An 18,955-nucleotide genomic window follows, 5' to 3' on the forward strand; every position below is an offset into this window, starting at 1 on the left:
GACTATGGAAAGTCAAAAGCTTTGGACGAAAGACTTCATTGGAACATGTTTGAGTAGTCTATTTCTCTTTTTAACATTTTATATGCTGATCACAACCTTGCCTGTATATGTTATTGACGGATTAAAAGGAAGGCCTGAAGAAATGGGTCTTGTCGCAACAGTGTTTCTTATTTCCTCTGTAATCTGCCGACCATTTACAGGTAAATGGCTTGATGATTTAGGAAGGAAGAAAATTTTATTCATCTCCCTTTCGTTATTTTTAGCTGCAACAGTCATGTACTTCGGTACGCAAAGCTTATTTTTACTGCTTGCTCTTCGCTTCTTTCATGGTATCGGATTTGGAATGGCAACAACAGCTACTGGTACAATCGTAACAGATGTAGCACCGCCCCACAGGCGCGGTGAAGCACTTGGTTATTATGGAGTGTTTATGAGCTTACCGATGGTTATCGGTCCTTTTTTAGGTTTAACGATTATTTCTAAATTCTCATTTACAGGTTTATTTATCATTTGTTCTATATTTTCTATACTTGCTTTTCTATGTGGACTATTAGTAAATATCCCTAACGAAAAAACAACTGTCAACAGCGAAAAGAAACAGATGCAATGGAAAGATTTAATTGAGCCTTCCACAATTCCAATTGCTCTCACAGGTTGCGTACTTTCCTTTTCCTATAGCGGTATTCTTTCATTTATTCCCGTTTATGCAAAAGAGCTTGGTATGGCTGATATTGCAAGTTATTTCTTTGTTGTATACGCAGTTGTAGTTGTTATTTCCAGACCATTTTCAGGAAAAATATTCGATCGGTTCGGAGAAAATGTTCTCATTTATCCATCTATTATTATCTTTATGATTGGAATGTTTGTTTTAAGCCAAGCACAAACGCCATTTTGGTTACTTGCTGCTGGCGTACTTATTGGCTTTGGATATGGAACTCTAATTCCAAGCTTCCAAACAATTGCAGTTAGTGTCGCACCAAATCACAGGCGCGGATCTGCAACAGCCACTTATTTCTCATTCTTCGATACAGGGATTGGTATTGGCTCTTTCGTACTAGGAATTATCGCAGCACATTCAAGTTATCATCATATGTATTTTATTTCTTCGATTATCGTTGCATTTACATTACTGATTTACTATTTTCTTCATGGACATAAACAAAAGTTCCAAAAGCAAACAACACAAGAAAAATTATCTGCTTAATACTATAAGAGAGAGTAAACTTCTACGTTTACTCTCCTTTTTTTTGCTTCTTTATAAGCTTATCTCTTATAATAAAATGAGAAGGAGGCTTATTATGAGATTTAAAAAATCCTCGCTTATTTTAATCATTTTAATTTTTGTATGTATATTGACTGGTATGGGATTTACATTATTCAATCCAAATAAAAGTTTTTCTTCAAGACAAACAGCAACGAAAAACAACTGGTTACAAGATCCGTATCTTCGCTGGTCATATTCACATATGCGCGAATTTACTTTAACAAAGATTGTCGCTAAAAATCCAAATTACATATCATCAATCCGGGCTAATTTGCAAAATCTAGATAATCTACAAATTACAGATGAAAATGACCATAATACAACGGTTCAGCAACTATTAGAAAAACATAAAACAGATGCTTTCATTGTTTTGCATGATGGAAAGCTTGTGTACGAACGGTACTTTCATGGATATAAAGAAAACGAACCACACGGTATGGCATCGGTAGCAAAAGTATTTACAGGGTTGCTCGTTAATACCCTCATTGAAGAAGGAAAGCTACAACCTAACGCAACTGCAGAAACTTATGTAAAAGAATTAAAAGGAACACCATTTGGAATAGCAACAATTCAACAACTATTAGATATGCAAGTTTCAGTAGAATATCCAACTCATGGTTTCAAACAAGCTGGATTAGAAAATCAAGATGCACAATTATATTTAGCAAGCAACATTCTTCCTCGCAGTAAAAACTATGATGGACCGGTAACAATTTATGACATGTTGCTAGAAGCAAATGAAACCGCTGCTCCAGGAGAAACATTTTCATATAATAATGGTTCTGCTGAAACACTCGCATGGATTATTCGTACTGTAACAGGAAAATCACTCGCAGATCTAATAAGCGAACGTATTTGGTCGCCGATTGGCGCAGAAGAAAATGCTTATTACGTTGTTGACGAAACAGGAGTGGAACAGGCAAGTGCAGGATTAAATACCACCGCTCGAGACATGGCAAGATTCGGGAAGATGATTATAGACAATGGCGTATATGACGGGAAACAAATTATTTCTTCTTCTATTATTGAAGAAATTAAGCATATACAAAAATACGAACTCCCAGTTGGTGATGGTGAGGGATATTCTTACCATAATCAATGGTGGATCTCCCATAACGAGCACGAAGCATTCGAAGTATTTGGCAGTTATGGACAAAGATTATATATCGATCCAACTGCACATATGGTTATCGTTCATTTTTCTTCCAATGCTAATCATAATGGAGAAATACACTCCGCATATGGAAATATGTATTTACAAATCGCGAATCACTTACAGAAAGAGCCCTCTAATTAAGTTAAAATTTTCAAAGTTTTTGTTACGAAAAGAGCTGTCTCATGACAGCTCTTTCTCTATAATTGAAATTACATATTTCCATTGTTCTTCTGAAAAACATAAAGGTTTTAACTGAAATACCATTGAACAGATCTCTTCTATATAATGAACATTTTCCTGTAAAAATTCCCATCGGAGCAACTTAGGTATATGCAAATCTGCAACTTGTTCACTTTGTTCTACTAAAATGTCTACCTCTCTCTTACAAATACCTCTTATAAGATACTCTTCTCGAACTTCTTGTTTGACTTTAGAAAATTGCTTGCTATTCTCCTTTATACCAAATAAACAATCAAGATAAGAACAAAACAAATCATCATCTCTTTTACATACATTCGCAATTTTGTAGATCAGTTCCCTATTTTTCATAATCTTATTACCTTTTTATATATCTTTTGCAGCCATTTCTCTCTTTTTTCTCGTTTACTATTTTTCACTTGTTTCAAAATTGCACCGTTGAAACTATAAGGCTTTGGATGTGCATATACAATTAATATGTTCATTGTAAACAACACCTTCCTTTAATTCCCTTTTGACTTTTTCTATACTCACATGCTATTCTAATACATGTCGAAGGGCAAGCCCCTTTTACAAAGCAACAGACACCTATTCGGCGATGGTGTCTTTTTTATTTGTTAGCCGAGAACGCCCATCTTTCGGGGCACATTTAATTTTTGAACACTACACACTCAGCACCATTTCCTTTTAAAAAGACTGCATAGCACAGTCTTTTTAACTACATAACACTTATCAAATAAAAGTAATTTTCAAACAAATATTACTATAAAAAAGGGAGAATAACTCCCTCTATATTATTTTACCGTGTAGTAAATACCTTTATCATCTATATATTTGTATGGCTCTGCTAAAGTAATTTTCCCATCCAACTTTAACTCATCTAGCAGTCGTAGTAAGTAAAATTGCTGCAGCATCTTCTTCGCAAATTTCCCTTTATGTTCAGTAGCGATATGTTGTTGAATATCCAATAATGTAATCGGCTCTTCCTTTTCTTCCATATATTTATAAATTGCATTACGTAGTGTAATATATTTTTCAAGCGTCATAGTCCACCTACTCCTTTCTTCTCGTTGCCCATCTTTCATTATCGGTTTTTTTACAATAAAAAAACCTCTTCGATAAGAAGAAGTAGATCATATCTCTTCCTTCTTATCTTTCAGAACAAAACTGTTCTGCTGGAATTAGCACCTGCATCGCGGTTGCTGGGTTTCATCGGGCCAGTCCCTCCACCTCTCTGGATAAGAAAATATTCACTTTATCTCTTACTATAATGAGTGTAATTCAAAAAGTCAATTCTTATAAGAATAATCAGGATTTATTTTTTAGAATGCTATGATATTTTCTTTCGTTTTGCTCATACTACAAATGTATACGCCCAAAGGAGGTGTGCACTCATGCAAAAAAATGCACGCGGTCACGTTCAAGATTCTTGTCAAGCTTTACACGAAGCAAAGAACTGTTTACAAAATGCCTTACAAACAGTAGAGAAATCAGATAATCGTCAACGGATTGAACAATCTTTGCAAGCTGTTCAACATGCACTGCAACAATGTGATAGTACAGCGGAAGTTTTGGCTCAGGAATAAAAAATCTACACCAAAAAAGTAAGCACGTATGAATCATGCTTACTTTTTAACTCATGAACTTACTATCAGCCCTTTAATTGAAATAATACTGTAGTAGCAATGAAAAAATAAACTGAATTGACGATTTCCCACACACCAACCTTTAAAATAGTTACTTTTTTACCATACAACACAATCGCACGAATGCAACTTGGAATAAACGCAATGACAAACCAAGGAGACACAATGAACGTACCAACTACAAGTACTAAATGATATCCCCATGAAATCCACCGATATATTGGATTTTTCTTTTCTCGAATCATCGTTTTCACATAGAACGTACTTCCCATAAAGTATAAAAATGAAACAAGTGCAATCAGCCATGCTGTTTCATCAATTGTTTTCATTGTGAAATAATAACTGATCATGCCACCAATACAAAAAACGATAATAGCACTAACGTCATTCAGTAATGCTCGTTCATTCTTTTGACGAGCAAAATAAATGTTTATAAAAAATAATGGAATCATATATATTGCAAAAAAGAGAATTCTCCACTCGTATGTAAGGGAAATTACACCGAACAAAATAGCAAGACTAAAATATATGAGCGCCCAGTGTAAATAGCGCTTTTGTCGCCTTTGTTTCATATACATTAGAAAGGGATATGTTGCTAAATAGACAAATAACCATGCTAAAAAAAGTGGTATGTGTTGCCATGTTGCTTTGCCAATGAAAGCACTCAGCAAAAACGGAATTAGAAGCATCGCCCATGCACCATGTTGCTTCGGAATTACTGGTTTTATCATATAAACACCTCAAAATCGAAAATGATTTTCAATATTCATTATATATAATTTCATTCTTCGACTTTTTATGAAAATGTGTCTATAATTGAACAATTCCAGTTACAACAACACACTGTAATCCTTTTACATCGTAAAAATTTTTCTTAAATCTTTTTATTCTCTAACTCCTTCTCCCATTCACTTAAATAAGGTACATACCCAAGCTCGTTTGGTTCATCAAATAATAGAGAAATGAATTCCAGCTTGTTCCCATCACAATCGAGAAAATACACACTTGCTGCTGGCATCCAACTTTGGACAATAGGCTCTTCATTCCCTTTTTCTTGGCTTCCAATTACCTCTAATCCTCTTTCTTCTAGCCAAATTTTAGAACACTTTAAAAACTCTAAGTCTACTCCAAAAGCAAAATGTTTAAGCTGAATAGAAGCATCTTTTGACTTTTCCCATAACCCTAGCATTTGGTGTCTATCCTCTCCTATCCAAAAAAAGGCTACTTTCCTTTCAATTGATTTTCTTGCTAGCTTTAATCCTAGTTTATTTTTGTAAAAATCAATTGCCCTTTCTAAATCACTTACCTGTAAATGTGTTTCATATATATTCCTTATCATGTTTTTCATCCCCTTTTTAGTAATAATGCGGTACAATATAACGATGATTAGGAAGACTTTTCCCTCTGTACTAATTCATTTCACTTTGTCGCTATCAGTATATAAAAATATAATCTTTCCAACATCCCTCTGTAGTATCTACTTTTATCTATCAACGCCATACCATAGTATGAAAGATTGTAAGTTTCTAAATAAAAAAGACACCTCCTACAAGATGTAAGAAGTGTCTCAAAAGGCAAACGAATATGTAAGTCGCGATCCTACTGTATATATGTATGCCTTACCAAAAGAACTTATTCACTATTTACGTAAGAAAGCGTGTATGGTATATCCTTATTCTAATATGCCATACTTCTTCTTAAAGCGTGTCAATATTTTAAGCCAAGATGTACTAAACATCCAAAGAAACAGGACATTAGAAAGTGCATGGGCAAGATCAAAGTAAAAGCTTGTAATGTATGCTTTTATAAAAGTATCCCATGTTAATTCCTTCAAAAAGCCAATAAGGAACCATACATTCATAATCCAGTTAAACGCAAATCCTGCGATAAAGCCAAAGAGAACTCTACCCCATAATGTTTTCATCATCCACGTATGCCGCAATAGTCCTGCAAAAAATCCCATCATACCCCAGCAAAACATTTGCCACGGCGTCCAAGGTCCTTGTCCTAAAAATATATTAGAAACAAGTGCAGCTGTTGCACCGATAAGAAAACCTGTCTCACTGCCAAATACAATTGCTGATACGATAATGACAAACGACGTTGGTTGTACACTTGGAATGATGGAAAACGGAACACGGCTAATCGCAGCAATTGCCGCTAGGACAGCTACAAGTACAATTTCACGTGAAACAAACGCTTTTTTCTCAAAACGTACATAAAATGGCAGCATAATCACAATTAAAAAGAATAGACTGCACCATATATAGTATTGATCCGTCACAAAAGACGTAAATAAAAGTGTACTGATCAATACGAACAAAACGGCTAAAACGATACAAGCATATCTTTTGGACACGCCTCAAACACATCCTCCCACGTTAAAGCATACGGCAATTGTTTACGAATAAACCGATTAATAGACGTTGTATAAAAAAAGTTCTCACTAAAAAAGCGCGCCGGTGTTTCTTCCATAATAATTTTCCCATCAAATAACATAATACAGTTATCCACATATTTTGCTGCGAATTCAATATCATGCGTCGCCATAACAATTGTCGTTCCTTCTCTTTGTAATTGTTGAAACAACTTGCCCAGTTCTTCTTTCTTCCCTGGATCTAGTCCCTTTGTCGGTTCATCTAATACTAAGAGATTTGGCTTTGATAATAATACTGTACAAAGAGCAATTAATTGCTGTTCCCCGCCGCTGCAATCATGCGGATGGCGATTACGAATATGAAAGATTGAAAACTTCCGAAGCATTTCTTCTACTTTTTCATTTGCTTCCCTTTTATATAGTTCTTCTGCACGGCTAAGCAACTCGTCCCAAACGGTATCATGCGTAAAATGATAGTAAGGATACTGCGATACATAACCGATTTTTTTAAAGCGTTCTTTCGCTTCTACCTTATGAATAGGCTTTCCTTCCCAAACTACTTTTCCTCTGCGACATTTTTGCACTCCTGCTAGAAGCGTTAATAGCGTTGATTTTCCAGTGCCATTTTTTCCAACAAGCGCTGTCCATTGCCCTTGTTTAACATCCAACGTCAAATCCTGTAAAATGAACGGTCCATTCTTTTCATATTGAAATGAAACATGTTTTGCTTGTAGTATTACATCCCTTTTTTCTATATGCTGTAATGGTATGTCACACCGAAACTCATTTAAAATAGAACGAATTTGTTTCTGTGCATCACGAACGGTAAACGGAACATGTTCAGCCTTCCACTCTAAAAACAACCGTGGAATTTGCGGAATATATGGGCGGAATGCTTCTATTTTCCACATTTCTGGTATCACTTCATTTGGTTTTCCATCATACACAACGGTTCCTTCATCCATAAAAACAATTCGATCGGCAAGAGGAACTACTTCGTCTAAACGATGTTCACTCATAATAATTGTAATTCCTAATTCTTCATGAATTCGTTTCAATAGTCCTAAAAAATCTTTTGCTGCAATTGGATCTAACTGTGCTGTCGGTTCATCTAACAACAACAATTTAGGTTGTAAAACAAGTACAGCAGCTAAATTTACAAGCTGCTTTTGCCCTCCAGATAACGTATGTACAGATTGATGCAACATATCTTGAAATCCTAAAAAACTAATTAATTCAGCAATTCTTTTTTGAATGACAGTTGTTTCATAGCCGATGTTCTCTAATGAAAATGCAAGTTCTTGAATTACCGTATCCATCACAAGCTGATTCTCTGGATTTTGAAATACCATACCGATTTCCTGAGCCGATAATAAGTCTGGTATTGCTTCTAAGGATGCTCCATCATAATACATGTTGCCCTCTCTCATACCAATTGGGAGAAGTTCTTTTTTGAAATGTTTTAATAGCGTCGTCTTACCGCAACCAGAACGGCCTGCTAATACAACAAATTCTCCATGGGAAATAGATAAAGATACATTACATAAAGCAGCAGACTCCTCGTCTGTATATGTAAATGACAACTCTTTTATTTCTGCATGCGCCACCATAACCACTCCCTTCCTTCTATTAGAATTGGTAGACTTATATACATAAGAAATGGAAGCAATACAAATACATCATTTTTCTCTAAAAAGAACGATTCTACTTTTGGATAGATTGTTAAAATACCATATCCCTTACTTACACCGAACAGACAACATACAAATAAGATTACGAACAAACTAAGGATTAACCAATCTCTATGTTCCATACGATACCGAATATATGTACTTCGTTTCGTCACTCCAAATCCACGCGCTTGCATAGAATCAGCCGTTTGAAGTGCTTCTTCTAATGAACAAACTAATAATACTTGTAAGAGCTTCATACCATTCCGTGCCCTTTCTTTCAAGGAACCCGCATCCACTTGAACTCCCTTTGTTCTTTGTACAAGTGTAATATGAGTAAGGCGCCTCATAAATAAAGGTACAAAGCGTACTGTAATCATCGTGAGCAATGCTGCTTTTGGTGAAATACGAGAAAATAAATATAAAAACTTATGACTCGAAATCATTTCATTATAAGAGGTGAACGTAAACATAATGACAACCAACGATAACGCCATTGTGCATCCATATGTTACAGCTTCTAATGTAATTGGATTATAACCAATATAAAATAAAATCGTACTGCCTCGATGCGTTAATAACGGATTGGCTATTGTAATAATAAAAGCGAAAAAAAGTGAACTAGGTAACATTTTTCTCAATTTTTCTCCATTACCTTGCGTAATATTTAATATAAGGATCATACAAATTGCACCAATTAAAAAAACAGGGTGAAGACATACCATACATAGTATCATCACCCCTGCATAATATAGAAAATTGACGAATGGATGCATAGAAGAAAATGCTAGTTTCATTGCCCTTTACCGCTCTTCTTTCCTATAATCTAACGTATAAAACCATTCAATTTTATCTCCTTGTTTCACTTTATACCTACCCGCACCCATATTAGCAACAATGCCATTTACACTATATTTCCATCCACTCCCGGCACCTTTAGCTTTCTCGTATAAGTTATTAATCCCTTGAACATATACACCGCTTCCTGAACCTGTATATTCCATTTGAATTCCTTTTTTCTTCAATGTCCGTCCTAACACTTTAAACACAGTATCTCCGTCTTGAAGTTCTACTTCTGTATCTCCTAAAATTGTACCTTGATCATCCCGTACAGATAACGTAACTATCTTTTTCTCTGGTTCTGGTTTCGGCTCCGGTTTTGGTTCTGGTGAAGGTACTGGATTTACTTGTGTCTGCTGTACATTTTCCTGTTTCGGTGTTTCTTTCGGTTCATTTACAACTTTGGATTGTTCTTTTTGATTTTGAGATGGTTCTGCCGTTTTCGTTTTTGACTGATTTTCTTCTATCGATTTTGGTTCTGCCGTTTTTTCATCTTTTCGTTTCTCTTCTTGTTTCTGTTCTTCTGCTGGCTTTTGTTCTTGCTTACTATCTTCTTGTTTATGCTCTTCCTGTTTATTCCCTTCTTGCTTCTTCTCATCTTTTTTCTCTGTTTGTTTTGTAGTTGTATCGGTTTTCGCCTCATTTTGACTACATCCAGCAATAAAGCTAAATGAGAAAACTAACAAGACAAGCCATTTCATCATTTTCATCTTTCTCACACCTTTCATAACAAAATTAGGAGCAAATATTTGCTCCTAATTTTGTCAAGCCGCTTTTCTTCTCCATAATACATATGCACCGGTCATACATAATACGCCTAGTGCAGTTGACGTAGCAATGTCTCTGCCTGACATACCTGTCTCTGGTAAGTAGCGATTCTCTACTTTCGTATCTTTTTGTACAGATTGGTTTTCATCGTTTGAAGCAGAAGGTTCATTTGTTTTCTTTTGTGGTTCTTCTACTTTAGGCTGTTCATTTATTGGTTGCTTTGACTCGTCAGTTGGTTTATTTCCTTCATTTGTTGACGTTTTTGTCCAATCATAAACAGAGCCTTTCCCCGTTAGAAAGTTCTTATATTGCACAAGTGCTAACATTGCTTGTTCCGTGGTCATGCCATTTTCTTCCGTATCAGCTGGCAACCATTTAAACCCACCATTTTCCAGTTGATAAGATAATAGATTTTGGAACGCATTATAATTATTCTTTGTATATGTAGCACTTGTTGGATCGATACCAGCTGCTGCAAGTCCAAGTACAGCTTGCGCTACACTGTTGGCATTTTCTACACCACCAGATAAAAATCCACCTTTACCTGTTTGGACACGAGCTAAATATTGTTTTGCTTTTTCTAACGATTGCTTTACTTCTGCTTGTTCTTGATATGGTGCTAATGCGACAAGAGCCATCCCTGTTATATCAACATTGCCTGGTTCCTCTAATTCCCCTATATACGCCCAGCTACCGTCTGTATGTTGTAATTTTAAAATACCTTTAATTAAGGCGTCACGGTTCCATTTCGCATTCGCTGGCACTTCGTATTTTTTTGTATCTAGCGCTATTAAACTAAAAATATAATCTGTAATAGATTCTGTTTTTTCAAAGTTATATAGCTTTGAAATTAAGTTGTTATTAGCAATGTTTGTTGGATCTCCTTCTACTGCTGTAACTGCTAAAATTGTACGTGCTAATTCAGTAGAAGAAAATTTATTTTCTTTTTCTTCAACACGTTCTACTAACGATTGTAAGTAACTAGACTTTACATCTTTAGAAACTTCTTGGCCTGATTGAGTAAGTCCAATCATTACCCAGTCACCATCAATACCATCTTGCATCATCTTTTGAGCAGTTTTTGCAATCGCTTCATCAACTTTCTTTGTTACATCAACCTTTGTAGGTTCTTGTGGTTTTGGTGCATCTGGCTTATCTGTATTTGGTTTTTCCGTATCCGGTTGTTTCTTACATGTACCAAGTTTATCTAACACTTGCTGCAAAGTTTCTTGACTCATATTGTTCCAATCAACAACATAGCGATACGCTACAACATCTCCAGCCTTTAATTTATAGCTATCTGCTCCAACCATTGGCGACTGATTATTCACCTCATATGTCCACCCGCTTGTTGCACCAGCCATTAACCCATCAATACCTTTAATATATGGACCGTATTTTGTATTTTCTGCTGTTACTTTATTACCCATTTCTTTTTGCAGTAAACTATAGGCTGTTTCCCCATCTTGAATTGCAACTTCTTTTGGACATAACATAATTCCTTTTTGCGAATCCCCAACTATTGCTAACGTTGCTGTATTTCCTTCAGCAAACGTAATATGTACAGTATTTGCAAAAGACAAGACAACCAATGCAACTGTCATAAATGACGTTAATAACCACTTTTTCATTTTCGTCATACCGCTGAATCCTCCCCTCTCTTGTAAATCACATAAAAAAATGCCCACAATGGGTACACATAAACACGCGTCTAAACGAGTATTCAATATGTGCATCCCCCCTGCTGCTTCCTTTACATAGGAAACAACAACTTTTTACATCATAAAATCTTTTGCTCTTACAAATCCATAATGTTACAAAATTCTGTACTATTTTACTATTTATATATTTTTTTGTCTATCATTTCTCACATTTCCTTCTTAGGAATAACTATATTTTTATTCGACCATTTGCAGACAGTAAGCTCCTCATTTTTTATATCATAATCCATGATGAATTTCTTTTTCACTTACGATTACACCATCTTCGTCAACATAAACATAATTTCCTGGAATCCAAGAAACTCCGCCAAAAGACACCGGAATATTTGTTTCTCCATTCCCTTTTTTCACACTTCGCTTGGGCATCGTCGCAATTGCTAAAATACCAAGTTCAATTTTCTGTAGCTCCACACAATCACGAACACATCCGTAAATAATGATGCCTGATAAATTCCGCTGTCTTGCTATGTTTGCTAAGTTATCACCAAGTAATGCGCAATTTGTTGAACCCTCTCCATCCACAACTAATACCGTTCCCTCTGATACCATCTCTAGCGCCCTTTTTACGAGTACGTTATCATCTTTAACTTTTACCGTTGCGATTTTTCCGTGAAACTGTTTTTTCTTTCCATACGATTGAAATAATGGTTTACATACTTGCACTTCCATTTCATTTGCATCATAAAGATCAGTCGTTCTCCACATCATTTTCCCTCTTTCCTTTTCACGATTTATGTTACATATTCTTGTCCATTCCTATTTTCCCTGTCTTAATTTGCGAAATTTTGTATACTAAAAAGAAGAAATAAAAAAGGAAGTGTGGAAAATGAGTAGTAAAACAAATGCTTGTCGTTTATTAGATAAGCACAAAATCGCATATACAGTTCACGAATATGAATGGGATGAGGAGAACTTAGATGCGAAACATGTCGCTCGGCAAGTTCATTTACAATTAGAACAAGTCTTTAAAACACTCGTCCTTCGCGGCGATAAAACTGGGATAATTATGGCTTGTATCCCTTCACATAAAGAGCTTAATTTAAAAGCGCTAGCATCTGCAAGTAAAAATAAAAAAGTTGAAATGGTTCCAACGAAAGAAATACTCGGATTAACAGGATACATACGCGGCGGTGTGTCACCACTTGGTGTGAAGAAAAATTATCCACTCTTTATTGACGAATCTGCTGCAAATTTAAATCCAATTAGCATTAGTGCTGGAAAAAGAGGATTACAAATTTTTATGAACGGCGCTGACCTAATCAAAATTAGTAACGCAACACCTACTTCCATTGCTTCTTAACAAAACCTGTCTCAACAGATGAGACAGGTTTTGTTTATTTAATTTAAAGTTTGACACCTCTTGTTTTATAGAATTATTTCGTAACTACTCAGCTATACCTTTTAGAAATTTAGAAAAGGGTATGATTCTAGTGAAGATGTGTCTCGCTATTACTTATAAATTCATTTTTTGGCATATAGACTGCTGTCATGCAAAAAGGGCAGGGGCCTGCAACTTATTGGCTACTTTTGTTTTCAAACCTTGCACGGGGCAGGAAAAGGCACTGACCGCTCCTATGCATCGCCAGTACCTCTCGCCCACTTAAAAAAATGCTTTTCTGTCGGTTTTTCATAAAGTAACTGAGTAGTTACTTTATTTCTAAATAAAAAAGTTTGATAATTCAAACATCAAGTAGTATACTACTTAAAAAGCTATAGGAGAGATTGCTTATGTTTAGAATAGATTGTTCTTTCCAACTTCATCATCATACATAAAGCCTTGTATCCGAAGAATTTTTTCTTCGTGGGTACAGGGTTATTCCTGTTTACCCACGAAGCGACTATAAAGCTATGTGGGTATTTTCATACCCGCATAGCTTTTTTTATTTCAAAAAGGAGTGATAAACATGAACTTGCAAAATGTAAAAGGAACAAAAGACTATTTACCTGAAGAACAAATGCTGCGTAATACAATTAAACGGACTTGTGAAGAAACATTCGAAGCTTATGGCTGCAAACCACTAGAAACACCTATTTTGAACATGTATGATTTGATGGCTTATAAATACGGAGGAGGATCCGAAATTTTAAAGGAGATGTATACGCTTCAAGATCAAGGGAATCGCGAACTTGCACTGCGTTATGATTTAACCATTCCCTTTGCAAAAGTTGTCGCTATGAATCCAGAAATCCGCCTTCCTTTTAAACGTTATGAAATTGGGAAAGTATTTCGAAACGGCCCAATTAAGCAAGGGAGATTTCGAGAATTCGTACAGTGTGATGTAGATATTGTTGGCGTTGAATCCGTCTTAGCAGAAGCAGAATTAATGGTAATGGCTCTTGATATTTTTAACAAATTGAACTTAGACGTAACCATTCAATATAATAACCGAAAACTATTAACAGGATTGTTACAAGCGATTCAAATCCCTGAATCACAGGTACAAGATGTTATTTTATCTGTAGATAAACTTGAGAAAATCGGCATTGACGGTGTAAGAAATGATTTAATAAATCGAGAGATACAAAGTGAAACGATTGATATATTATGTAAGACGTTAGAAACATGTACATCTATGCCACTTTCTGAATTTAATAAAGCGTTCCCTAATCCTCTTGTTAAAGAAGGAGTTACTGAACTTCAAGAACTTAGGCAATACTTAATTGCACTTGGAATACAATCTAATACAATGTTTTCTCCTTTTCTTGCACGAGGGCTCACAATGTATACCGGAACGATTTATGAAATTTTTTTAACCGATGGCAGTATTACTTCTAGCATTGGTAGTGGTGGGCGCTATGATCACATTATTGGCGCATTTCGAAGTGATAATAAATCTTATCCGACAGTTGGAATCTCATTTGGTTTAGACGTCATTTATACTGCTCTTATCCAAAAAGAATGTGCCTCCTCTTCTGTCGATATCTTTATCATTCCACTCGGAACACAGGAAAAGTGTTTAAAAATTGCTCACACATTGCGAACAAATGAAAATTTAAAGATAGAGCTTGAACTAACAAATCGTAAACTAAAACGAGCTCTTAACTATGCAAACAAAGAAAACATTCCATATGTACTTATTATTGGTGAAGAAGAAATAAATAACGATGTAGCTGTTTTACGAAATATGAAGGAAGGAACAGAACAAACGATTCCTCTTGCTTGTATTGAAAATGGAACTTTCAAACAATATTTATGTCGTTAATTGAATCCTCCCACACATACTTGATTTTTTTATGTATTTGTTGCAACTAATAATAAAAGGAGAAACGTACACATCTGCTACGTTTCTCCTTTTACTACATAGGGGCTATATATAAGATAAAATCTAATTTTGCATTCATTTTTTATTAAAGCTTATTCAAAAATTGATTTAAATCTTGCTTTGTTTTCGTCGTTAACGTCTTTAGCTTCTTTAAATCTTGTTTTTGTTTTCCCATTTCAACAAGGAGTGGATATAAATTTTGCTCAATTGTTTTATAATCGGTTGCATGCTGCGCCTCAACTTCTTTCTCAACTACATCCCATTTATCAGTAAGTTGCTTGCCAAGTTTATTTACAGCTTCTTGTTTTGGAGTTGCTTTCAATTGCTTATCCACTTCTTCTATTAACTGTACAACTTCTTTTACTCCACTCTTCATACTAGCATTTTGCTTTGCATTTGTTGATTTTGTTTCAGTTGTTCCGTTTTTCTCATTTTTTGTTTGTTCTGCATTCGTTGATTTTGTTTCAGTTTTCCCATCGGCACTTGTTGTTTTTGATTCCTTTTCCTCATTTTTACCCGTATTTGTCTGTTCTGCACTTGTTGTTTTCGCTTCTTCTTGATTGTTTGTTTGTTCCTTTTTACTTTGATTTGCTTGGTCTTTTTCTGTTGAGGTACCGCAAGCTGTAATGGAGAGCATCGCTCCAATTGCCAATGAAGCAATCGATATTTTTTTCAATTTCATAATAAGCCTCCTAATATTACAATTTCGCCTCCCAAATAGTTTTCTATATACTTCCAAAAATCCCTTTTTATTATTTATTGAAAATATAAATTTCTTAATAGAATCCTCCAGTCGAATGAATAACCTGTCCCGTCACCCACACTGCTTCTTCACTTGCTAAAAAAGCAATCAACTGAGCTACACCCTTTGGCTCACCAATTCTTCCTGCTGGAAATCTTGTTACAAGATGCTGTCTCACCTCTTTATTCATCCCCCCTGTATTCGTTACTCCTAGATTAACCGCATTTACTGTAATTCCTTTTTTGGCAGCAACTGGTGCAATCGAAGTCGTAAATGTTTCAATTGCACCCTTTGTTACGGCACATGCAAGTTCATCTGGTAACAAATTTAATGATTGCCCCGACGTAAGGTTAATAATTCTTCCACCGTTTTCTTTTGTAAAGTGCTTTATAAATAGTGAACTTAATAAAATTGGCGCTCTTACATTCAATGTATAATGCGAATCTAGCTTTTCCACATCGATTGATTCGTAATTTGTATTTACAGAATGCGCAGCGTTATTGACTAAAATTCCCGGCTCTCCGAAACGTTCTGATACCATATATAACAAACGATTCGGTGCATAAGACTGCGCCAAATTAACCTCAGCCATATCACAACGTACGCCATAACTTTCAACTTCTTCTTTTAATAAAAACGGTTCATCTCTTTTCATTTCCCAAGGTATCGCTTTATCATAGCGGGAACAATAAGTAAAAAAGATATCTGTCCCTTTCTGAGCTAATTCTTTGCAGACCGCTGCTCCAATACCATGTAACCTTGTTGCACCTGTGACTATTGCAATTTTCCCCATAGCGACTTCTCCCCTTCATATAATAAATCCTCTGTATAGTAACAGAGGATTTACGATTTATTTAATATTTGCTAGGATGCGTTCAGCACCAAGTTGTAAACTACGAGACACAATAACATTTACTATTGTAAAAATAACTAGGATACTGAAAAACATACCCCACATTCCAACTCCTAATGAGAAAAATAACGCACATACTCCGCCAACAGTAAGACCGACTAATAATATATTCGCAAAAAAATTCCAAAGCGTAGTATAACGACCTTTAAACATTTTTTGTTCAGAATCCCAATGAATATCAGCTGTTTGTGCATCCCAGCGTGTACCAATTAAATTGTTTAACCATAACCCATTTGCACAAAGCAAAAACCAAAGTAAGATAAATACTGGTGACACACCGCCTACAATGATAAGCACTAGACCAAAGATCGCTAAAATAGTGGTATTAATGAGCCAAGCTGTAAATACTTTCGCAAAGAAAATACCTTCTGCCTTAACGGGCAAATAACGATTGATAAACCAAGTGCGACCTTCTCTTGAAAAAGATGTTGTCGCAATAACATTAGATCCCATTAAAAACATACCTGCACAAAAAGCAAGACCAAGCGCAAGAGCTGTTGTTTCACTATCTTTTATAAATTTATTTAACCAAGCTAAATTCCCGTCTTGTACAAAAATAATAAAGAAAAACATAATTGGCATCACAAAAGTATGCACAATACAATTAAGAAAAAATTGTGGCGTGCGAGTTAAAATACGAAACTCTTTTTTCACATATGCTTTCCAATGTGAATTTTGCACAGTAGCTTTATTAAAATTCTCGGCAGAAATCACTTCTTTTTTCGCAGTACTATTTGAAATTCCAATAACCCCTTTTAAATATGTACGCTCTGCAACATAGAAAAACAATACATAAAATGCAAACGAAATCGCAGCGAAAAGAAGTAAATATAAAAATCCTTTCCACGAAGCACTTTCTGTTAACGCCATTGCTCCAAAGTATGTCGTCGGAAAATAGTTTGTCATTTCTACTAGAAATGAAGATTGATTATTTGTAAGAAAGTCTGCTGCTGTTTTCCCAGAAGCAGCACTTCTATTTTTCCATTGGATAAATATATTAATGCCGACAATTAGCAATAAAGTAAATAAACCCATTAGCATATTACTTCGATCTTTATTTTTTGCGATATTTGTATAACGCATAATGATTGTCATAAGAAGTGAAGCGAGAACTAACGGAATAATCGGGAAAAATAAGTAAACAATTAAAAAGTAAACATAATATGTAATAAAAGCACCACTTTGTAATCCATACACAATGAAGATTGGAAATAAGATAAACGAAGCCATCACATATTGTGTAATTAAAACAGTAATAAACTTCGCCGTAATAATGTGGGCTGGCTTAAGTGGTAGTGGTAATAACATTTCAACGTCATCGCTATAATAAAAGACTGTTAAAATTGTCGTAATACTAAACAAAAATACCCAGATACTTCCAAACGCTAATCCCATACCAATTAGTAAGTTTTCCTGGTCAACTTGTTTTAATACGCCATACATACCATTCGCAAGTGGACCTATAAATAAAAATCCAACAAACAAAAGACCCAATAATGAAAGTAAAGATACAACGCGCTTCTTCTTATCAGTTAACATATCAGCATAGTTCATCTTTAATAAAACTTTAGTTAACATCCAAATTTTATTCATTTTCCGTCATCTCCAAGAACATTTTTTCAAGAGATTCATTAGATTCAAAATGTTCTCGTATTTCTGCTAAATTCCCTTGAAATTGAAGTGTTCCTTTATTAATAATCGCAACTCGATCACATAATTTTTCAGCAACTTCTAACACATGCGTCGAAAAGAACACCGTTTTCCCTTTATCAGCATGTTCACGCATCATCTGTTTTAATATAAATGCCGATTTTGGATCTAATCCAGTCATTGGCTCGTCTAAAATCCAGACATCTGGATCATGCAAAAGAACTCCAATAATAATAATTTTTTGGCGCATTCCATGTGAATAACTTTGAATTTGATCAGACAATGCTTCGTACAAACTAAAGCGTTCTGCTAGTGTTCGGATCTTTTCCTGACGCACGTCTTTCGGAACATCATACATATCCGCCATAAAATTTAAATATTCAATCCCTTTTAAGCGTAAAAACATATCAGGACTGTCAGGAACATACCCAAATAACTTTTTCGCTTCAAGCGGCTCTTTCGTAATATCTTTTCCATTTACAGAAATCGTCCCGCTATCAAGAGAGTGAATACCTGTTATCATCTTAATTGTCGTTGATTTCCCTGCACCATTTGGACCTAAAAAACCAAATATCTCTCCGCTCGGGACTGTTAAATTCAAATCTTTTACCGCAAATTTGCTACCATTATAGCTCTTTGACACATTAACAATTTCAATCATCCATATCCAGCCCTTCTCTTATTTTCCAATAATTACATTTTAATTATAACATAATACGTTTCTGTATTTTATAATCTTTTAGAATT

General features: G+C 35.1%; 20 protein-coding genes and 1 riboswitch. Of the genes, 5 read left to right on the forward strand and 15 right to left on the reverse strand.

What is annotated here, in order from left to right; translation table 11 throughout:
- Positions 1 to 4 precede the first annotated feature (4 nt).
- Both WAZ07_RS14590 and WAZ07_RS14595 read left to right on the forward strand, forming a co-directional pair.
- Positions 5 to 1,204 (forward strand): MFS transporter, encoded by a 1,200-nt coding sequence (locus WAZ07_RS14590; protein ID WP_336473049.1) that lies wholly within the window; start codon positions 5 to 7, stop codon positions 1,202 to 1,204.
- A gap of 94 nt (positions 1,205 to 1,298) precedes the next feature.
- Positions 1,299 to 2,561: a serine hydrolase domain-containing protein gene (locus WAZ07_RS14595; protein WP_336473050.1), complete on the forward strand. Its 1,263-nt coding sequence runs from the start codon at positions 1,299 to 1,301 to the stop codon at positions 2,559 to 2,561.
- 39 nt (positions 2,562 to 2,600) lie between these two features.
- On the opposite strand, the gene WAZ07_RS14600 is transcribed toward WAZ07_RS14595, so the two are convergent.
- The 3 genes from WAZ07_RS14600 to WAZ07_RS14610 all read right to left on the reverse strand — a co-directional run bounded on the left by WAZ07_RS14600 (position 2,601) and on the right by WAZ07_RS14610 (position 3,664).
- Positions 2,601 to 2,969 (reverse strand): group-specific protein, encoded by a 369-nt coding sequence (locus WAZ07_RS14600; protein WP_336473051.1) that lies wholly within the window; start codon positions 2,967 to 2,969, stop codon positions 2,601 to 2,603.
- Positions 2,966 to 3,103, reverse strand: coding sequence for a hypothetical protein (locus tag WAZ07_RS14605; protein ID WP_336473052.1), 138 nt, complete (start codon positions 3,101 to 3,103; stop codon positions 2,966 to 2,968). The genes WAZ07_RS14600 and WAZ07_RS14605 overlap by 4 nt, the downstream gene beginning before the upstream one ends.
- 309 nt (positions 3,104 to 3,412) lie before the next feature.
- Positions 3,413 to 3,664 carry a hypothetical protein gene (locus WAZ07_RS14610; protein WP_090917055.1) on the reverse strand — a complete coding sequence of 84 codons (252 nt, stop codon included), beginning with the start codon at positions 3,662 to 3,664 and terminating at the stop codon, positions 3,413 to 3,415.
- Positions 3,665 to 3,764: 100 nt separating this feature from the next.
- Positions 3,765 to 3,863, reverse strand: a riboswitch (SAM riboswitch).
- A 149-nt stretch (positions 3,864 to 4,012) separates the two neighbouring features.
- Here WAZ07_RS14610 and WAZ07_RS14615 point away from each other — a divergent pair.
- Positions 4,013 to 4,204, forward strand: a complete 192-nt coding sequence (locus tag WAZ07_RS14615) for a hypothetical protein (protein WP_090917053.1) — start codon at positions 4,013 to 4,015, stop codon at positions 4,202 to 4,204.
- Positions 4,205 to 4,269: 65 nt separating this feature from the next.
- Here the strand turns inward: WAZ07_RS14615 and WAZ07_RS14620 are convergent, their stop codons facing one another.
- The 8 genes from WAZ07_RS14620 to rraA all read right to left on the reverse strand — a co-directional run bounded on the left by WAZ07_RS14620 (position 4,270) and on the right by rraA (position 12,345).
- Positions 4,270 to 4,992 carry a YwiC-like family protein gene (locus WAZ07_RS14620; protein ID WP_336473169.1) on the reverse strand — a complete coding sequence of 241 codons (723 nt, stop codon included), beginning with the start codon at positions 4,990 to 4,992 and terminating at the stop codon, positions 4,270 to 4,272.
- 146 nt (positions 4,993 to 5,138) lie between these two features.
- Positions 5,139 to 5,603, reverse strand: coding sequence for a VOC family protein (locus WAZ07_RS14625; RefSeq protein WP_336473053.1), 465 nt, complete (start codon positions 5,601 to 5,603; stop codon positions 5,139 to 5,141).
- Positions 5,604 to 5,936: 333 nt separating this feature from the next.
- Positions 5,937 to 6,623, reverse strand: coding sequence for an ECF transporter S component (locus tag WAZ07_RS14630; protein WP_336473054.1), 687 nt, complete (start codon positions 6,621 to 6,623; stop codon positions 5,937 to 5,939).
- On the reverse strand, positions 6,593 to 8,251 hold the full coding sequence (locus WAZ07_RS14635; protein WP_336473170.1) for an ABC transporter ATP-binding protein: 1,659 nt from the start codon (positions 8,249 to 8,251) through the stop codon (positions 6,593 to 6,595). Before WAZ07_RS14635 ends, WAZ07_RS14630 begins: the two co-directional genes overlap by 31 nt.
- Positions 8,230 to 9,108: an energy-coupling factor transporter transmembrane component T gene (locus tag WAZ07_RS14640; RefSeq protein ID WP_336473055.1), complete on the reverse strand. Its 879-nt coding sequence runs from the start codon at positions 9,106 to 9,108 to the stop codon at positions 8,230 to 8,232. The genes WAZ07_RS14635 and WAZ07_RS14640 overlap by 22 nt, the downstream gene beginning before the upstream one ends.
- A gap of 6 nt (positions 9,109 to 9,114) precedes the next feature.
- Positions 9,115 to 9,861, reverse strand: a complete 747-nt coding sequence (locus WAZ07_RS14645; protein WP_336473056.1) for a DUF4430 domain-containing protein — start codon at positions 9,859 to 9,861, stop codon at positions 9,115 to 9,117.
- Between the two features lie 54 nt (positions 9,862 to 9,915).
- A complete protein-coding gene (locus WAZ07_RS14650; protein ID WP_336473057.1) occupies positions 9,916 to 11,559 on the reverse strand; it encodes a DUF4430 domain-containing protein in 1,644 nt (547 codons plus the stop codon).
- Between the two features lie 300 nt (positions 11,560 to 11,859).
- The gene (gene rraA / locus WAZ07_RS14655; protein ID WP_336473171.1) at positions 11,860 to 12,345 is read right to left on the reverse strand and encodes a ribonuclease E activity regulator RraA; all 486 of its coding nucleotides are present in this window, start codon (positions 12,343 to 12,345) and stop codon (positions 11,860 to 11,862) included.
- Positions 12,346 to 12,466: 121 nt separating this feature from the next.
- Here rraA and ybaK point away from each other — a divergent pair, with 121 nt between their 5' ends.
- Both ybaK and WAZ07_RS14665 read left to right on the forward strand, forming a co-directional pair.
- Complete coding sequence (ybaK, locus tag WAZ07_RS14660; protein WP_336473058.1) at positions 12,467 to 12,940, forward strand: Cys-tRNA(Pro) deacylase; 474 nt, start codon at positions 12,467 to 12,469, stop codon at positions 12,938 to 12,940.
- 604 nt (positions 12,941 to 13,544) lie between these two features.
- Positions 13,545 to 14,843, forward strand: coding sequence for a histidine--tRNA ligase (locus WAZ07_RS14665; RefSeq protein ID WP_336473059.1), 1,299 nt, complete (start codon positions 13,545 to 13,547; stop codon positions 14,841 to 14,843).
- A 145-nt stretch (positions 14,844 to 14,988) separates the two neighbouring features.
- On the opposite strand, the gene WAZ07_RS14670 is transcribed toward WAZ07_RS14665, so the two are convergent.
- The 4 genes from WAZ07_RS14670 to WAZ07_RS14685 form a co-directional block, all read right to left on the reverse strand.
- Positions 14,989 to 15,585, reverse strand: coding sequence for a hypothetical protein (locus WAZ07_RS14670; RefSeq protein ID WP_336473060.1), 597 nt, complete (start codon positions 15,583 to 15,585; stop codon positions 14,989 to 14,991).
- Between the two features lie 94 nt (positions 15,586 to 15,679).
- Positions 15,680 to 16,438 (reverse strand): SDR family oxidoreductase, encoded by a 759-nt coding sequence (locus tag WAZ07_RS14675; RefSeq protein ID WP_336473061.1) that lies wholly within the window; start codon positions 16,436 to 16,438, stop codon positions 15,680 to 15,682.
- 57 nt (positions 16,439 to 16,495) lie between these two features.
- The gene (locus WAZ07_RS14680) at positions 16,496 to 18,151 is read right to left on the reverse strand and encodes a putative ABC transporter permease subunit (protein ID WP_336473062.1); all 1,656 of its coding nucleotides are present in this window, start codon (positions 18,149 to 18,151) and stop codon (positions 16,496 to 16,498) included.
- Entirely contained in the window at positions 18,144 to 18,869 is a 726-nt protein-coding gene (locus WAZ07_RS14685; protein ID WP_336473063.1) for an ABC transporter ATP-binding protein, read from the reverse strand. Before WAZ07_RS14685 ends, WAZ07_RS14680 begins: the two co-directional genes overlap by 8 nt.
- Positions 18,870 to 18,955 lie beyond the last annotated feature (86 nt).

Origin of the sequence: Bacillus bruguierae (assembly GCF_037104725.1) — a bacterium.
GTDB lineage: Bacteria > Bacillota > Bacilli > Bacillales > Bacillaceae_G > Bacillus_A > Bacillus_A bruguierae.

Coding starts and splice junctions, on each gene's coding strand:
- WAZ07_RS14635 (WP_336473170.1), bottom strand. CDS start 8,251: ATGGTGGCGCATGCAGAAATAAAAGAGTTGTCATTTACATATACAGAC.
- WAZ07_RS14680 (WP_336473062.1), bottom strand. CDS start 18,151: ATGAATAAAATTTGGATGTTAACTAAAGTTTTATTAAAGATGAACTAT.
- WAZ07_RS14640 (WP_336473055.1), bottom strand. CDS start 9,108: ATGAAACTAGCATTTTCTTCTATGCATCCATTCGTCAATTTTCTATAT.
- WAZ07_RS14685 (WP_336473063.1), bottom strand. CDS start 18,869: ATGATTGAAATTGTTAATGTGTCAAAGAGCTATAATGGTAGCAAATTT.
- WAZ07_RS14650 (WP_336473057.1), bottom strand. CDS start 11,559: ATGACGAAAATGAAAAAGTGGTTATTAACGTCATTTATGACAGTTGCA.
- WAZ07_RS14590 (WP_336473049.1), top strand. CDS start 5: ATGGAAAGTCAAAAGCTTTGGACGAAAGACTTCATTGGAACATGTTTG.
- WAZ07_RS14615 (WP_090917053.1), top strand. CDS start 4,013: ATGCAAAAAAATGCACGCGGTCACGTTCAAGATTCTTGTCAAGCTTTA.
- WAZ07_RS14665 (WP_336473059.1), top strand. CDS start 13,545: ATGAACTTGCAAAATGTAAAAGGAACAAAAGACTATTTACCTGAAGAA.
- WAZ07_RS14645 (WP_336473056.1), bottom strand. CDS start 9,861: ATGAAAATGATGAAATGGCTTGTCTTGTTAGTTTTCTCATTTAGCTTT.
- WAZ07_RS14625 (WP_336473053.1), bottom strand. CDS start 5,603: ATGATAAGGAATATATATGAAACACATTTACAGGTAAGTGATTTAGAA.
- WAZ07_RS14595 (WP_336473050.1), top strand. CDS start 1,299: ATGAGATTTAAAAAATCCTCGCTTATTTTAATCATTTTAATTTTTGTA.
- WAZ07_RS14600 (WP_336473051.1), bottom strand. CDS start 2,969: ATGAAAAATAGGGAACTGATCTACAAAATTGCGAATGTATGTAAAAGA.
- rraA (WP_336473171.1), bottom strand. CDS start 12,345: ATGTGGAGAACGACTGATCTTTATGATGCAAATGAAATGGAAGTGCAA.
- WAZ07_RS14670 (WP_336473060.1), bottom strand. CDS start 15,585: ATGAAATTGAAAAAAATATCGATTGCTTCATTGGCAATTGGAGCGATG.
- WAZ07_RS14610 (WP_090917055.1), bottom strand. CDS start 3,664: ATGACGCTTGAAAAATATATTACACTACGTAATGCAATTTATAAATAT.
- ybaK (WP_336473058.1), top strand. CDS start 12,467: ATGAGTAGTAAAACAAATGCTTGTCGTTTATTAGATAAGCACAAAATC.
- WAZ07_RS14675 (WP_336473061.1), bottom strand. CDS start 16,438: ATGGGGAAAATTGCAATAGTCACAGGTGCAACAAGGTTACATGGTATT.
- WAZ07_RS14605 (WP_336473052.1), bottom strand. CDS start 3,103: ATGAACATATTAATTGTATATGCACATCCAAAGCCTTATAGTTTCAAC.